This is a genomic window from Streptomyces sp. NBC_01750, assembly GCF_035918095.1.
In the GTDB taxonomy this organism is placed as follows: Bacteria; Actinomycetota; Actinomycetes; order Streptomycetales; family Streptomycetaceae; genus Streptomyces.
In genome coordinates, this window is the sequence record NZ_CP109137.1 from 4,248,861 (window position 1) to 4,264,967 (window position 16,107).

9 protein-coding genes and 3 rRNA genes are annotated in these 16,107 nt (G+C 65.3%); 7 read left to right on the forward strand and 5 right to left on the reverse strand.

Translation table 11 applies throughout. The features are described 5' to 3' along the window. Positions 1–122 precede the first annotated feature (122 nt). From OG966_RS18985 to OG966_RS19010, 6 genes are all read left to right on the forward strand, one after another. Positions 123–431 carry a hypothetical protein gene (locus OG966_RS18985; RefSeq protein WP_142217964.1) on the forward strand — a complete coding sequence of 103 codons (309 nt, stop codon included), beginning with the start codon at positions 123–125 and terminating at the stop codon, positions 429–431. A gap of 174 nt (positions 432–605) precedes the next feature. After that, the gene (locus tag OG966_RS18990; RefSeq protein WP_326650902.1) at positions 606–1,466 is read left to right on the forward strand and encodes a hypothetical protein; all 861 of its coding nucleotides are present in this window, start codon (positions 606–608) and stop codon (positions 1,464–1,466) included. Continuing rightward, positions 1,456–2,781 (forward strand): hypothetical protein, encoded by a 1,326-nt coding sequence (locus OG966_RS18995; RefSeq protein WP_326650903.1) that lies wholly within the window; start codon positions 1,456–1,458, stop codon positions 2,779–2,781. The genes OG966_RS18990 and OG966_RS18995 overlap by 11 nt, the downstream gene beginning before the upstream one ends. After that, positions 2,778–4,328: an SCO6880 family protein gene (locus OG966_RS19000; RefSeq protein ID WP_326650905.1), complete on the forward strand. Its 1,551-nt coding sequence runs from the start codon at positions 2,778–2,780 to the stop codon at positions 4,326–4,328. Before OG966_RS18995 ends, OG966_RS19000 begins: the two co-directional genes overlap by 4 nt. 18 nt (positions 4,329–4,346) lie before the next feature. Further along, on the forward strand, positions 4,347–5,759 hold the full coding sequence (locus OG966_RS19005; protein ID WP_326650906.1) for an ATP-binding protein: 1,413 nt from the start codon (positions 4,347–4,349) through the stop codon (positions 5,757–5,759). A 1-nt stretch (position 5,760) separates the two neighbouring features. After that, positions 5,761–7,515 (forward strand): type IV secretory system conjugative DNA transfer family protein, encoded by a 1,755-nt coding sequence (locus tag OG966_RS19010; RefSeq protein ID WP_326650907.1) that lies wholly within the window; start codon positions 5,761–5,763, stop codon positions 7,513–7,515. Between the two features lie 39 nt (positions 7,516–7,554). Here OG966_RS19010 and OG966_RS19015 read toward each other — a convergent pair whose 3' ends face one another. The 5 genes from OG966_RS19015 to OG966_RS19035 all read right to left on the reverse strand — a co-directional run bounded on the left by OG966_RS19015 (position 7,555) and on the right by OG966_RS19035 (position 14,681). Next, complete coding sequence (locus OG966_RS19015; RefSeq protein ID WP_326650908.1) at positions 7,555–8,112, reverse strand: GNAT family N-acetyltransferase; 558 nt, start codon at positions 8,110–8,112, stop codon at positions 7,555–7,557. A gap of 166 nt (positions 8,113–8,278) precedes the next feature. Then, positions 8,279–8,395, reverse strand: a 5S ribosomal RNA gene (rrf, locus tag OG966_RS19020). An 89-nt stretch (positions 8,396–8,484) separates the two neighbouring features. Continuing rightward, positions 8,485–11,609 (reverse strand): 23S ribosomal RNA (locus OG966_RS19025). 301 nt (positions 11,610–11,910) lie between these two features. After that, positions 11,911–13,436, reverse strand: a 16S ribosomal RNA gene (locus tag OG966_RS19030). The 16S, 23S and 5S rRNA genes sit together here, the layout of an rRNA operon. Before the next feature lie 669 nt (positions 13,437–14,105). Beyond that, complete coding sequence (locus OG966_RS19035) at positions 14,106–14,681, reverse strand: MarR family winged helix-turn-helix transcriptional regulator (RefSeq protein WP_326650909.1); 576 nt, start codon at positions 14,679–14,681, stop codon at positions 14,106–14,108. Between the two features lie 144 nt (positions 14,682–14,825). Between OG966_RS19035 and OG966_RS19040 the strand changes: the two genes are divergently transcribed. Further along, a complete protein-coding gene (locus OG966_RS19040; protein ID WP_326655281.1) occupies positions 14,826–16,100 on the forward strand; it encodes an MFS transporter in 1,275 nt (424 codons plus the stop codon). Positions 16,101–16,107: the final 7 nt, after the last annotated feature.

Genomic DNA, 16,107 nt, shown 5'->3' on the forward strand with positions numbered 1-16,107 from the left:
GGAGATCGGGTAAAGAGACCCTCCAAGTCGGCTTACGGGGGCGGTTTCATCAGCGAAGATAGAACGACGACCCATGCCGAGCGGCAAGGGCACTGAACAACCCAACAGGGGCGGTGAGTTACATGATCCTGGCAGCCGAAAAGGGCGACATCACCACCATCATCGGCGGAATCGCTCCGAACTGGGGGCCTTTCGGGAGCCTGGGGAACGAGGCCAGAGTGATGATCGAGGTCGTGATGGCCGTGGCCATCCTCCTGTGCCTCGGCATCGCGATCTGGGGCGCGGCCAAACAGCGCATCGGAGCGACGGCACTGCGCGACACTTTCAGCGCCGAACAGGGAAAGGGCCTGATCGTCGCCGGTCTGACCGGCGTCTTCATCATCGGGTCGCTGGGGACCCTGTTCACCATCGTGTACGGGATGGCTGTCTGATCCCCCGCCGGTCCTCTCCGGGCGTGCCCGGCCCACCCTTTGAGGTTGCGTCTCCCTGATGTCGAGTCACCACACCACGCCCGCAAGGGAAGCAGCACGACTACCGTCGTACTACGTGTCGGAATGCGCGTCGTACTACGCGGAACTGCGAACGGTTGAGGGGGACTACCCGAGATGAGCCTCGGTGACGAGCACGGCTACGGCGGCGAGTCGGGCGGCCGTACGGCGGAGGGGTTCGGCGGCTCGGGTCAGACCCGTACGCGCCTGCCGGGCGGCGGCGAAACCGACGTCTACGGCGGCGCGCGCAGACCCGTACGGAGCTCACGCTCCCTCATCACAGTGGTGGGCGTGGTGGTGCTGCTGATCGCGGCTATCGCGTTCGCGAACCAGGGCGGCGGCGGGGGCGAGGCCGACCCGTCGGAAGGCAGGGGCAAGGAGGCGGCGGCACAGCCGACGGCGGCGACAGGGGTGAAGCCGGTGGAGGAGAAGGCCGGGGGGATTCCTTCGGGGTACGCGAAGGACGAGCAGGGGGCGCAGAGCGCGGCGGCGAACTATGCGGTGGCGCTGGGTTCTGACGGCATGTTCAACCAGCCGCGTCGTCACGACATCGTAAAGTCCGTCGCCGACGCCAGCACGCTGAACAACCTCCAGTCGGGGTTCGACGCCGACTACTCCACTGCGTTCCTCGCGCAGATCGGCCTGAGTGCCGATGGCGCCGCCCCAGCGGGGTCGACGTTCGTCAATCGCACACTGCCCGCGGGCACCAAAGTCCTGGACTTCGCGGGCGAGACGGCTGCCGTCGACGTCTGGTGCATGGGCCTGTTCGGGCTGACGGGCGAGAAGTCCACCAAGCCGGTGACGAGCGGCTGGTTCACGGTAAACGTCAAGCTGAAGTGGAACGGGTCCGACTGGAAGATCCTGGAGACCAGCCAGAAGACTGGACCCACACCGGTCACCGGTGACAATCCCGTGTCCGGGTCCGACGAAATCGCCGGCGCGGTCAAGGAATTCGGAGGGTTCACGTATGCCCGTTAACCCTCACCCTCGGACGCGCTCCATCCTGACCGTCGTGACGGCCGTCCACACGGCGGCGTTCCTGTTCGCGGCCCGAGCCACCGCTGCCCCTACGCCGACGCCCACGCCGAGCAAGAGCGACAACCCGTGCGGGCTCATCGCGGGCCCCGCACGTGACTACTGCGACAACGGCGCCCCCGGCGGCGCCCCCCGCTCCACCCCTCCCGACCCCGCCGACGCCCTCGACCCCCTCTCCTCCCTCGCCCGCGGCTGCGCCGACGCCGCCGTGTGGACCGTCGACACCCTCTCCAAAGCCGTGAAGTCCACCGCCACCGTCGACTTCACCAACACCGCATTCCTCTCCCAGTACGCCGTCGTCTTCGCCGCCGCCACCATCCTCACGCTCGTCCTCTGGCTCCTCGCCGTCGCCAAGCGCGCCATCCGCGGCGTCCCCCTCACCACCGCCATTTCCGAGGCCGTCGGCTTCCTCTGGCTGACCGTCCTCGCGTCCGCCTTCACCCCGCTGATCCTCTACACCCTCGTCTCCGCGACCGACGGTGTCACCGAGGTCATCGCCGGCGGCACCAGCGGCCAGACCGACCAGTTCTTCGGGAACTTCGCCGGCGCCCTGAAGAAGGGCACCGACATCGGCGGCGGGCCGATCATGCTGATCGTCGTCTCGCTCGTCACCGTTCTCGCCGCGGGTGTGCTCTATCTCGAGCTGTTCATCCGCGCCGTGCTGCTCTACATCGGTGCCCTTCTCGGCGTCGTCGTCTACGCCGGACTAGTCGACAAGAACATGTGGGGGCACGTCCGCCGCTGGGCCGGCATCATGATCGCGATCATCTTGGTCAAGCCCGTGATCGCCATCGTTCTCGGACTCGCGGGCGCCCTCGCCGCCGACAAGGGGCCCGAGTCCTTCTCCGCCGTCGTCTCCGGCCTCGCGATCATCCTGCTCGCCATCTTCGCCTCAGCGATGATCTACCGCTTCGTCCCCGGTTTCGGCGACGAGATCGCCGCCTCCCGCAACAACCGCCTGCAGAACGGCGCCGAGAACGCCGCGGCCGCCGTCATCAGCTCCCCCGCCGCCCTCGTCTCGCAGGGCATCAAGACCCACAGCAGCCGCGGCAACCAGGGCGGCGGCGACAGCAACAACGGCAGCGCCCCGCGCCCCGCCAACCCCATCAGCGGAGGCGTCGCCGCGCACAGCAGCCGCAACCCCGGCGGCAGCGCCGGAGGAGGCGGATCCGCCCCCGCCGCGCCCCCGCCCCGTAGCAGTCCCGGCACCAGCACCCCGCACAGCAACCGCAAGAGCACAGGAGGTGGAGGGCGTTGACCACCCAGTCCCAAGCGATCACGCCCCGCCGTACGTATCTCATCGGCCGTGCCCGGCCGAACGCGATCGTCGGCAAGAACCGCGAGACCGGCGAGATCGCGCTGATCATCGCCGGCGCGTTCCTCGGCATGATGAGCGGGCTGCTGGTCCCCGTCCTGTCCCTGCGGATCGTGCTGCTGATGGGCTTCCCGCTCCTCGCTCTCGCCGCCGTGTACGTCCCGTTCAAGCACCGCACCTTCTACAAGTGGTTCGAGATCAACCGCAGTTACAAGCGCACCCTGCGCGGCGGCACCCTCTACCGCTCCTCAGCCGCCGAGGCCGGTATCCACCTCGACGGCCGTGAGATCGAGGTCGGCCCGCCCCCGGGCATCGGCAGGATCAACTGGCTCGCCGCACCCTTCGGTCCGGACGAGATCGCCGTACTGCTGCACGCCGACCGCCGTACCGTCACCGCCGCCATCGAGATCGAGGGCCCCGGCGTCGGACTGCGCGACAGCGAGGACCAGGAAGCCCTCGTCGACCGCTTCGGCACGCTGCTGAAGCATGTGGCCAACGGCGACGGCTTTGTGACGCGCCTTCAGATGCTCGCCCGTACGCTCCCCGCCGACCCCGACGCGCACGCCAAGGACGTTGCCCAGCGCGGCGACCAGCAGACGCCGATGTGGCTGCGGGACTCGTACGACCAGCTCCAGTCGATGGTCTCCACCTCCAGCGAGCAGCACCGCGCGTACCTCGTCGCGTGCATGCACTACACCCGTGAACTGGCCGCCGAGGCCCACGCGATGGCCCGTGCCGCCCGTCCGCAGTCCGGCCGCAAGCTCGACAAGGACGCGGGCCTCGCCGTCGTCATGGCCCGCGAGCTCACCGACATCTGTGCCCGTCTCGCCGAGGCGGACATCCGGGTCCGCCAGCCGCTCGGCCAGGGCCGTCTTGCCTCTCTCGTCCACTCGATGTACGACCCCGACCACCCCATCGACCACATCCAGGCGATGACGAAACGGAACGCCTGGCCGGCCGAGCTGGACGCCATGCAGCCGACGTATCTGCAGGCGAAGACCCGTGAGTCGTCCACCCGCGCACCCTGGTGTCACTCCACCGCCTGGGTGAAGGAGTGGCCGATGACACCGGTCGGCGTCAACTTCCTGGCGCCGCTGCTCGTCCACACGCCCGATGTGATCCGCACGGTCGCGGTCTGCATGGACCTGGAGCCCACCGAGGTCGCCATCGAGCGGATGCTCACCGAGAAGACGAACGACGAGGCGGACGCGAGCCGCGCCGCCAAGATGAACCGGACCGTCGACCCCCGCGACATCGCCGCCCACGGACGGCTCGACCAGCGGGGTGAAGATCTGGCCAGCGGTGCGGCCGGGGTCAACCTCGTCGGGTACATCACTGTGTCATCGCGTTCGCCCGAGGCCCTGGCCCGGGACAAACGCACGATCAGGGCCTCGGCCGGCAAGTCGTACCTGAAGCTGGAGTGGTGCGACCGCGAGCACCACCGGGCCTTTGTGAACACCTTGCCGTTCGCGACCGGCATCCGACGCTGAACGAGAGGGCAGTCCGCCATGCGAGATCCGCTGTCCGTCTTCACGGATGCCTTCATCTCCTTCCTGTTCGGGAAGGTGGAGACGACCCGCCTGCCTGTCCGTACGTCGACGGGGCAGGCGCAGGCCGTCTACCTCCCCACCGCCGCGCCCGGCCTCGGTGACTCCGGCGTGATCATCGGCCGCGAGGTGTACAGCGGCAAGGGCTATATCTACGACCCCTTCCAGCTGTACGGCCAGCAGCTGCCGGCCCCCCACTGGCTGGTGCTCGGCGAGTCCGGCAACGGCAAGTCCGCGCTCGAGAAGACTTACGTACTCCGGCAGTTGCGCTTCCGCGACCGCCAGGTGGTGGTGCTGGACGCGCAGGGCGAGGACGGAGTGGGCGAGTGGAACCTCGTCGCCCAGGAGCTGGGGATAACTCCCATCCGGCTGGACCCGATGACGGCACTGGACGGCGGTATCCGGCTCAATCCGCTCGACCCCGCGATCACGACGACGGGACAGCTCGCCCTGCTCCGTACGATCATCGAGGTCGCCATGGGGCACGGACTCGACGAGCGCTCGGGCTTCGCGCTGAAGGTGGCGCACGCGTACGTCAACGAGACGATCCTCGACCGGCAGCCGGTGCTGACCGACATCGTGGACCAGCTGCGGCACCCGGAGGCGGAGTCCGCCGAGTCCATGAACGTCGACATAGACGACGTACGCGCGTGGGGCCTGGATGTCGCGCTCGTCCTGGACCGACTGGTCGACGGTGACCTGCGCGGCATGTTCGACGGACCCACGACGGTGGGGATCGACCTGGACGCGCCGCTGATCGTCTTCGACCTCTCGCACATCGACCGGAACTCGATCGCCATGCCGATCCTGATGGCGATCGTGGGGGTGTGGCTGGAGCACACCTGGATCCGCCCGGACCGCAAGAAACGCATCTTCCTGGTGGAGGAGGCGTGGCACATCATCAACTCGCCCTTTGTGGCGCAGCTCTTCCAGCGCCTGCTGAAGTTCGGCCGCCGGCTGGGCCTGTCCTTCGTGGCCGTCGTCCACCATCTCTCGGACGTGGTCGACGGGGCTGCGGCACGGGAGGCGGCGGCGATCCTGAAGATGGCGTCGACGAGAACGATCTACGCACAGAAGGCGGACGAGGCACGGGCGACGGGCCGTGTGCTCGGCCTGCCGCGATGGGCGGTGGAAATCATTCCGACGCTCACTCCCGGCATCGCGGTCTGGGACGTCAACGGCAACGTCCAGGTGGTCAAACACCTGGTGACGGAGGCGGAGAGACCACTGGTCTTCACGGACCGGGCGATGACGGAATCCTCGGGGCCTGCGCTGCCCGAGGACGTGGCCGCCGCGGAGTGGGAGGCGGAGCAGCGCGCGGCCCTGGTCGAGCGGCAGCAGCTGGACGAGTCCTCCGAGTCAACGGTGGCATGACATGCGCGACCGCCGTCACTACCAACACGCCGAGGACCGGGACGAGCGCGGTATCCCCGACGGCCTGCTGGTGGGCCTGCTCGGTTTCCTGCTCGGGCTGACCCTGCTGGTCTGGACTGCCACGGGGCTGGCGGCTCTGATGACGCACGGCTCGTGGCCGGCGGGCGTCACCTTCACCCGCACGCCGCTGGCCATGCGGGCGCTGGCGTCCAAGCCGCACGACCTCCCGGCCGCATGGCCGGACACTCCGCCGGCGGAGCTGTCGGGGTACGGGCTGTTCTGGGGCCTGGCCATAGGTGAGTTGATGGTGCTGGTGGTACTGACGGTGTTCGTCCTCGGCACGCTCGCCCGCTGGCGCGCGGTCCGCGCGGGCCGCGTCTCCGGTTCGCCCTCACATCGGTTCGCCGGCGTCGCGAAGACGGAGGGCTGGGACCCGGCGGGCTCCTCGGCCGCGGACGCGCCCACGGGAGGCCCGGACCCGGCGAAGCCGGCTGACAGCCGCCGCGGGCAGCCGCGGGCTGCCGACCAGGGAGGGAACGGCTGGGACCCCCGAGCCGGCTCCGGCTCCGGCCCCGTCACCCCCTCACCGGAAGCGTCCACGGGCCCGTACGCCCCAGTCGCGAGCCAAGACGCGCACGCCTACCCGGGAACCGGGCACCAGCCCGGCACCCCACCATCCGCGCCCGGCGACAGCGCAGTGGCGAGCCCCCACCCGGCCCATGCCACGGCGGGTGACGGCGCAGCCGCGAGCCCGCACACCGGGCCCGCGGGCCCCAACCCCTTCACGGCGCACGGCGCGGCCGGGCGGGAGACGCACCTCGTCCCTGTCCCCCGCACCACCCGGATCCTCTACGGCAACCCCGCCACCCGTCGCCCGGTCACCGTTCAGGCCGTCCTCGACGCCGAAGGGCCGGCGCTCGTCGTCACTTCCGATCCCACCGTGTGGGCCGGGACCAAGGACGCGCGGGCCAAGCTCGGTCCCGTTCTCGTCTACGATCCCGGGCATCTCTGCGACACGCCCGCCCGCCTCCACTGGTCGCCCACCGCGCACTGCGAGAACGCCGACACCGCCGCCGCACGCGCCGCCGCACTGCTCGCGCCCATAAGACCCCGCGCTCTCCTCGACGCGGCCATGGCCGACACCGCGGAAACGCTCGTGCGCTGCTGGCTGCATGCCGCCGCTGTGGACGGACGCCCGTTCAAGCAGCTCCACCGCTGGGCACAGGGCGGCAACGCCCATGACGCGGTACGCATCCTCCGTACGCACCCCAAGGCCACCGCCGGACTCGCCGGGCTGCTCGAGTCCGCCCTCACCGGGCATCCCGAACGCCGGGAGATCGCCCAGCAGTTGGTGGTACGCGCGCTCTCCGCGCTCTCCTCGATCCACATTCGTGAGGCTTGCACCCCAAACCGAACGGATTCCCTCACCTTGGAATCATTCATAAACGAAGGGGGAACCCTTTATGTGGTGGGTGAACAGATCGAGGACCCCAGAACCCACCCCGGCGCGATGCCTCTGCTCACCGCACTCGCCGCAGACGTGGTCGAGCACGGCCGCCGCATGGCCGCACGGTCATCCGACGGTCGGCTCGACCCACCAATGACGCTCGTCCTGGACGACGTCGCGGCCGTGGCTCCCCTTCCCAGCCTTCCGGAGCTGCTGGCAACCGGTCAGGACCAGGGCCTGCCGACCCTGGTCCTGCTCCGTTCCGTCGAACAGGCGCGAGCCCGCTGGCCCGAGCCGCTCCCCCAATAGCCCAGCACCGGCCAAGGAGTGAACTGCTGACTGCGGGAGCTACCGCTTGACCTCGAGCTCCACCTCGCGTGCCGTGGAATCCCCGGGCGCGGGTACGGAGTCCCCGCTCGGCACAAACCCGATGCGCCGGTAGAACGCCTCGGCACGCGCGTTGCGCTCGTCCACATACAGCCGCACCCGCTCCACAGGCGGCCCCGCCAGCGACCAGGACCACTCCACCGCCGCCTCGAACAGCGCCTCCCCAAGACCCGCACCGCGCACCTCGGGCCGCACGAACACCCCGACCACATGCGTCTGGTCGGTCTTTGCCGCCTCCCCGAACCGCACCTCTCCGGCCGGCCGCTCGACGAGGACCGTGAGTGTGCCGACCCACCGCCCGTCCGCGTGCTCCGCGATGAACTGGCGTGCGACGATCCCCTCCGCCGCTGCGGAGGCCCGGTCCTGCCAGAAGCCGTCCGGCCGCTCCACGGCCTGCTCGTACGTCTCCAGGAAGGCGAGGGGTGCGGCGGGGTCCTGCAGAGCGGCGAGCCGGAGCTCCCTGGCCTTCGCCCACTCCTCGGCGCGCACCGCGCGGATGACATAGTCGTTCTGATCCATCTGCCGATACTGACCGGGCCTGTGCCTCTGAGCAACGGGGTTTCACCGTCGTACTCCGGTACTCCGCACCGCGTGGCCCCGCCCCCCGCTCCGTAGCGTCGCGCCATAGGTTCTGAACGCAGAAAAGCCCCGCACCATAACGGTGCGGGGCTTTCCCACAATGATTGTTCGGCGGTGTCCTACTCTCCCACAGGGTCCCCCCTGCAGTACCATCGGCGCTGAAAGGCTTAGCTTCCGGGTTCGGAATGTAACCGGGCGTTTCCCTAACGCTATGACCACCGAAACTCTATGAAGATGTACGACCCGGAATCCCCGCACAGGGGGACTCGACAGTTCGTTGCTTCAGAACTAACACAGTGGACGCGAGCAACTGAGGACAAGCCCTCGGCCTATTAGTACCAGTCAGCTTCACCGGTTGCCCGGCTTCCACATCTGGCCTATCAACCCAGTCGTCTACTGGGAGCCTTAACCCCTCAAGGGGGTGGGAGTCCTCATCTCGAAGCAGGCTTCCCGCTTAGATGCTTTCAGCGGTTATCCTTTCCGAACGTAGCCAACCAGCCATGCCCTTGGCAGGACAACTGGCACACCAGAGGTTCGTCCGTCCCGGTCCTCTCGTACTAGGGACAGCCCTTCTCAAGACTCCTGCGCGCGCAGCGGATAGGGACCGAACTGTCTCACGACGTTCTAAACCCAGCTCGCGTACCGCTTTAATGGGCGAACAGCCCAACCCTTGGGACCGACTCCAGCCCCAGGATGCGACGAGCCGACATCGAGGTGCCAAACCATCCCGTCGATATGGACTCTTGGGGAAGATCAGCCTGTTATCCCCGGGGTACCTTTTATCCGTTGAGCGACGGCGCTTCCACAAGCCACCGCCGGATCACTAGTCCCGACTTTCGTCCCTGCTCGACCCGTCGGTCTCACAGTCAAGCTCCCTTGTGCACTTACACTCAACACCTGATTGCCAACCAGGCTGAGGGAACCTTTGGGCGCCTCCGTTACTCTTTAGGAGGCAACCGCCCCAGTTAAACTACCCATCAGACACTGTCCCTGATCCGGATCACGGACCCAGGTTAGACATCCAGCACGACCAGAGTGGTATTTCAACGGCGACTCCACAACCACTGGCGTGGCCGCTTCAAAGTCTCCCACCTATCCTACACAAGCCGAACCGAACACCAATATCAAACTGTAGTAAAGGTCCCGGGGTCTTTCCGTCCTGCTGCGCGAAACGAGCATCTTTACTCGTAGTGCAATTTCACCGGGCCTATGGTTGAGACAGTCGAGAAGTCGTTACGCCATTCGTGCAGGTCGGAACTTACCCGACAAGGAATTTCGCTACCTTAGGATGGTTATAGTTACCACCGCCGTTTACTGGCGCTTAAGTTCTCAGCTTCGCCACACCGAAATGTGACTAACCGGTCCCCTTAACGTTCCAGCACCGGGCAGGCGTCAGTCCGTATACATCGCCTTACGGCTTCGCACGGACCTGTGTTTTTAGTAAACAGTCGCTTCTCGCTGGTCTCTGCGGCCACCCCCAGCTCTGGCAGTAAATGCCGTCACCGGTGATGGCCCCCCTTCTCCCGAAGTTACGGGGGCATTTTGCCGAGTTCCTTAACCATAGTTCACCCGAACGCCTCGGTATTCTCTACCTGACCACCTGAGTCGGTTTAGGGTACGGGCCGCCATGAAACTCGCTAGAGGCTTTTCTCGACAGCATAGGATCATCCACTTCACCACAATCGGCTCGGCATCAGGTCTCAGCCTTGATGTGTGACGGATTTGCCTATCACACGGCCTACACCCTTACCCCGGGACAACCACCGCCCGGGCTGGACTACCTTCCTGCGTCACCCCATCGCTTACCTACTACCATCTTGGGCCGGCGGCTCCACCACTCCCCTCAACTCCGAAGAGATCAGGGCGGCTTCACGGCCTTAGCATTAATGGGCTCGATACTGGGCGTTTCAAAGCGGGTACCGGAATATCAACCGGTTGTCCATCGACTACGCCTGTCGGCCTCGCCTTAGGTCCCGACTTACCCTGGGCAGATCAGCTTGACCCAGGAACCCTTAGTCAATCGGCGCACACGTTTCTCACGTGTGTATCGCTACTCATGCCTGCATTCTCACTCGTGAACCGTCCACCACTCGCTTCCGCGGCGGCTTCACCCGGCACACGACGCTCCCCTACCCATCCGTACTCCCGTTGGGGATATGTGTACGAATGACACGACTTCGGCGGTACGCTTGAGCCCCGCTACATTGTCGGCGCGGAATCACTTGACCAGTGAGCTATTACGCACTCTTTCAAGGGTGGCTGCTTCTAAGCCAACCTCCTGGTTGTCTCTGCGACTCCACATCCTTTCCCACTTAGCGTACGCTTAGGGGCCTTAGTCGATGCTCTGGGCTGTTTCCCTCTCGACCATGGAGCTTATCCCCCACAGTCTCACTGCCGCGCTCTCACTTACCGGCATTCGGAGTTTGGCTAAGGTCAGTAACCCGGTAGGGCCCATCGCCTATCCAGTGCTCTACCTCCGGCAAGAAACACACGACGCTGCACCTAAATGCATTTCGGGGAGAACCAGCTATCACGGAGTTTGATTGGCCTTTCACCCCTAACCACAGGTCATCCCCCAGGTTTTCAACCCTGGTGGGTTCGGTCCTCCACGAAGTCTTACCTCCGCTTCAACCTGCCCATGGCTAGATCACTCCGCTTCGGGTCTTGAGCGCGCTACTGAATCGCCCTGTTCGGACTCGCTTTCGCTACGGCTTCCCCACACGGGTTAACCTCGCAACACACCGCAAACTCGCAGGCTCATTCTTCAAAAGGCACGCAGTCACGACTGACAGCACAAGTGCTGCCAGCGACGCTCCCACGGCTTGTAGGCACACGGTTTCAGGTACTATTTCACTCCGCTCCCGCGGTACTTTTCACCATTCCCTCACGGTACTATCCGCTATCGGTCACCAGGGAATATTTAGGCTTAGCGGGTGGTCCCGCCAGATTCACACGGGATTTCTCGGGCCCCGTGCTACTTGGGTGTCGCACAAGCAAGCCGTTGATGTTTCAGCTACGGGGGTCTTACCCTCTACGCCGGACCTTTCGCATGTCCTTCGCCTACATCAACGGTTTCTGACTCGCCCAACAGCCGGCAGACTGTTGAAGTGCGATCCCACAACCCCGTATGCGCAACCCCTGCCGGGTATCACACGCATACGGTTTGGCCTCATCCGGTTTCGCTCGCCACTACTCCCGGAATCACGGTTGTTTTCTCTTCCTGAGGGTACTGAGATGTTTCACTTCCCCTCGTTCCCTCCACACTGCCTATGTGTTCAGCAGCGGGTGACAGCCCATGACGACTGCCGGGTTTCCCCATTCGGAAACCCCCGGATCAAAGCCTGGTTGACGGCTCCCCGGGGACTATCGTGGCCTCCCACGTCCTTCATCGGTTCCTGGTGCCAAGGCATCCACCGTGCGCCCTTAAAAACTTGGCCACAGATGCTCGCGTCCACTGTGCAGTTCTCAAACAACGACCAGCCACCCACCACCCCGCTCTCACGAGCGAGTTCACCGGGGCCGGCATCGCGAAGGGCGAGCTCACGCTCGCACCCTCAGATACCCAACAGCGCGCCCGGCACGTCCGGTCCAGATCCTGTGTTCCACGCCGAAGCAGTACTGACAGTCCCAAACCGATCGTGCCGAATAGTCAACGTTCCACCCATGAGCAACCAGCACCGGACATTCGCCGGTGTTCTGGCCTCTGACCGGGCAAGCCCGGTAAGAAGTGCTCCTTAGAAAGGAGGTGATCCAGCCGCACCTTCCGGTACGGCTACCTTGTTACGACTTCGTCCCAATCGCCAGTCCCACCTTCGACAGCTCCCTCCCACAAGGGGTTGGGCCACCGGCTTCGGGTGTTACCGACTTTCGTGACGTGACGGGCGGTGTGTACAAGGCCCGGGAACGTATTCACCGCAGCAATGCTGATCTGCGATTACTAGCAACTCCGACTTCATGGGGTCGAGTTGCAGACCCCAATCCGAACTGAGACCGGCTTTTTGAGATTCGCTCCGCCTCGCGGCATCGCAGCTCATTGTACCGGCCATTGTAGCACGTGTGCAGCCCAAGACATAAGGGGCATGATGACTTGACGTCGTCCCCACCTTCCTCCGAGTTGACCCCGGCAGTCTCCTGTGAGTCCCCATCACCCCGAAGGGCATGCTGGCAACACAGAACAAGGGTTGCGCTCGTTGCGGGACTTAACCCAACATCTCACGACACGAGCTGACGACAGCCATGCACCACCTGTATACCGACCACAAGGGGGGCACCATCTCTGATGCTTTCCGGTATATGTCAAGCCTTGGTAAGGTTCTTCGCGTTGCGTCGAATTAAGCCACATGCTCCGCTGCTTGTGCGGGCCCCCGTCAATTCCTTTGAGTTTTAGCCTTGCGGCCGTACTCCCCAGGCGGGGAACTTAATGCGTTAGCTGCGGCACCGACGACGTGGAATGTCGCCAACACCTAGTTCCCAACGTTTACGGCGTGGACTACCAGGGTATCTAATCCTGTTCGCTCCCCACGCTTTCGCTCCTCAGCGTCAGTAATGGCCCAGAGATCCGCCTTCGCCACCGGTGTTCCTCCTGATATCTGCGCATTTCACCGCTACACCAGGAATTCCGATCTCCCCTACCACACTCTAGCTAGCCCGTATCGAATGCAGACCCGGGGTTAAGCCCCGGGCTTTCACATCCGACGTGACAAGCCGCCTACGAGCTCTTTACGCCCAATAATTCCGGACAACGCTTGCGCCCTACGTATTACCGCGGCTGCTGGCACGTAGTTAGCCGGCGCTTCTTCTGCAGGTACCGTCACTTTCGCTTCTTCCCTGCTGAAAGAGGTTTACAACCCGAAGGCCGTCATCCCTCACGCGGCGTCGCTGCATCAGGCTTTCGCCCATTGTGCAATATTCCCCACTGCTGCCTCCCGTAGGAGTCTGGGCCGTGTCTCAGTCCCAGTGTGGCCGGTCGCCCTCTCAGGCCGGCTACCCGTCGTCGCCTTGGTAGGCCATCACCCCACCAACAAGCTGATAGGCCGCGGGCTCATCCTTCACCGCCGGAGCTTTCAACCCCTCCCCATGCAGGAAGGAGTGTTATCCGGTATTAGACCCCGTTTCCAGGGCTTGTCCCAGAGTGAAGGGCAGATTGCCCACGTGTTACTCACCCGTTCGCCACTAATCCACCCCGAAGGGCTTCATCGTTCGACTTGCATGTGTTAAGCACGCCGCCAGCGTTCGTCCTGAGCCAGGATCAAACTCTCCATGAATGTTCTCCCGTAATCGGGATCAACACCACAAGAGCGGAACAGCCGGTCGGAATAAGACCGACTGTTCACAGCGTCCTCGCTGTGTCATTGCCTGCCCCGCTGCAATGAGCAGGGACAGGACTTTCAAAGGAACCTCGAACCTGCCGAAACAGGCCGGGGTATCAACATATCTGGCGTTGACTTTTGGCACGCTGTTGAGTTCTCAAGGAACGGACGCTTCCTTTGTACTCACCCGCAGAACACTGTCCGAGGCTTTCCTCCGGGCGCTTCCCTTCGGTCTTGCGTTTCCGACTCTATCAGACTCTTTCGTGTCCGATTCCCCGTCGGAGCGAGGTTTCGCTTTCCAGCCTTTCGGCTTTCCGGCGGTTCCGACTCTATCAGATCCTTTCGGACCTGATTCCCAGTCAGCGGGATTTGTCTTTCCGGCTGTTGGGCCGTTCCGACGCCCAAACTCTAGCGGATTCCTCAGGCGACTCATAATCGAGTCTTCGAAATGAATTTCGGCATGCCAAAATCCATTCCCGGCGGGAGATCGTGCTGAGTTTGGTTGCCGCAGTCGCGGCGGGAGTGGCTGCCGCAGAACCGTTCCGGCTCCGTGACAACTCGAAGAACTTTACGCGCCGGTGAAGGGTGCGTCAACTCCGACCCACCCGCCGTTCACCCCCGGTCCTAGTCCAGGTCGGTGAGGCGGCCGCCGGCGTCCGGCTGGGCATGCTCCACGCGGCGCAGGACACGGATCAGGAGCTCGCCGAGCACACCCCGCTCGTCCGCCGAGAGGTCCTGGAGCAGGTCCTCCTCGAAGTGCGTCGCCATGCGCATCGCCTCGAGCCACTTCGTACGGCCCTCGTCCGTCAGTTCCACGATGACCCGCACCCGGTTGTTCTCGTCGCGGTCGCGCGTGACCAGGCCGTCGGCCGCCATGCGGTCGATGCGGTGGGTCATCGCGGCCGGAGTGAGGCCGAGCCGCTTGGCGAGCTCGCCCGGGCCCATCCGGTACGGAGAGCCCGCGAGCACCAGGGTTTTCAGGACCTCCCACTCGGCGTTGCTGATGCCGAGGGTGGCGACCTGGCGGCCGTACGCCACGTTCATCCGGCGGTTGAGCCGGCCGAGTGCCGAGACGACCTTCTCGACCTGGGGATCCAGGTCGCCGAACTCTCGCTGGTAGGCGGCGATCTGCTCGTCGAGGCTGGGCTCCTGGAGATCGGAGCCGGACGACTCGGGGCCCTCAGGGGTCGCGGTAGGCATGGGCCGAAGTATCGCATGGGGGCCGTTGGCGTTGAAGTCCTTCAATGTGTATTGTTGACGTTCTAACTTTAGTATTGAAGTCTTCAGGCTTCAGTCCTTCGAGACCATGAGTGGGTGAGTGTGACCAGGGCGGCGGGCGCAGCGATGCGCCGGATTCAGGCGGGGAACGCGCTGAGCGCGTTCGGACTCGGCTTCACGGTTCCGTATCTGTACGTCTATGTGGCTCAGGTGCGGGATCTGGGCGCGGCGACGGCCGGTGCCGTCCTCGCGGTCTTCGCGATGGCCGCGCTCGTCGCCCTGCCCTTCACCGGGCGGATCATCGACCGGCGCGGACCACTGCCCGTACTGATGGGGGCCGCGCTGCTCGCCTCCGCCGGCGCGGCGAGCATGGGGCTGGCGAACAGCGCCCCGACCGTCGTGCTCTCCGCCGCGCTGCTGGGCGCCGGTACGGCCGTGATGCAGCCGGCGCTGGCGACGATGATCGTGTGGTGCTCGAACCCCTCGACCCGTACGCGCGCCTTCGCCATGCAGTTCTTCCTGCAGAACCTGGGGCTCGGCATCGGCGGTCTGATCGGCGGACACATCGTCGACGAGAGCCGGCCGGGCAGCTTCACCCTGCTGTTCGGCATCGAGGCCGTGATGTTCCTGGTGCTCGCGGGGATCGTGCTCAGTGTGCGGCTGCCGCGTTCGTTCTCGATCCAGGAGCCGCGGCCCGAGAACACCGAGGCCAAGGCCAGGGGCGGGATACGGGCGCTGCTCGGTCACCATGCCATGGTGCAGCTGTGCGTGCTCGGGTTTGTCCTCTTCTTCGCCTGCTACGGACAGTTCGAATCGGGCCTCGCCGCGTACGGCACCGAGGCTGCCGGGATCGAGCCCGCGACCCTCGGTACGGCGCTGGCCGCCAACACCGCGGTGATCGTGGTCGCGCAGTTCGTGGTGCTGAAGTTCGTTGAGCGGCGCAGGCGCAGCCTGGTGATCGCTGCCGTCGGACTGATCTGGGCCATCGCCTGGATCGCGGCGGGATACGCGGGGCTCGGCCAGAGCAGCCAGGCGGTGGCGACAGCCGCGTTCATCTCCGCGTACGGCCTGTTCGGGCTCGGTGAGGCGATGCTGTCGCCGACGGTCGCGCCGCTGGTCGCCGATCTGGCGCCGGAGTCGATGGTCGGGCAGTACAACGCCGCTTTCGCGCTGGTCAAGCAGCTCGCGCTGGCGGTGGGTCCGGCCGTGGGCGGGCCGATGGGAGCCGCGCTGCACGGGCCGTACATCGTGACCTTCGTGCTCTTCTCACTCGGCATCACCGTGCTGGCACTGCGGCTGGGCAAGCAGCTCACGCCCGTACAGAACCGGCCCCATCTCGGGTCGAAGTCGCGTGTGGTGGCTCAGCACAAGCCGTCCGAGCAGCTGGAGGCGGCCGCCTAGCCGGCCG

Coding starts and splice junctions, on each gene's coding strand:
- OG966_RS18985 (WP_142217964.1), top strand. CDS start 123: ATGATCCTGGCAGCCGAAAAGGGCGACATCACCACCATCATCGGCGGA.
- OG966_RS18990 (WP_326650902.1), top strand. CDS start 606: ATGAGCCTCGGTGACGAGCACGGCTACGGCGGCGAGTCGGGCGGCCGT.
- OG966_RS18995 (WP_326650903.1), top strand. CDS start 1,456: ATGCCCGTTAACCCTCACCCTCGGACGCGCTCCATCCTGACCGTCGTG.
- OG966_RS19005 (WP_326650906.1), top strand. CDS start 4,347: ATGCGAGATCCGCTGTCCGTCTTCACGGATGCCTTCATCTCCTTCCTG.
- OG966_RS19010 (WP_326650907.1), top strand. CDS start 5,761: ATGCGCGACCGCCGTCACTACCAACACGCCGAGGACCGGGACGAGCGC.
- OG966_RS19015 (WP_326650908.1), bottom strand. CDS start 8,112: ATGGATCAGAACGACTATGTCATCCGCGCGGTGCGCGCCGAGGAGTGG.
- OG966_RS19035 (WP_326650909.1), bottom strand. CDS start 14,681: ATGCCTACCGCGACCCCTGAGGGCCCCGAGTCGTCCGGCTCCGATCTC.
- OG966_RS19040 (WP_326655281.1), top strand. CDS start 14,826: ATGCGCCGGATTCAGGCGGGGAACGCGCTGAGCGCGTTCGGACTCGGC.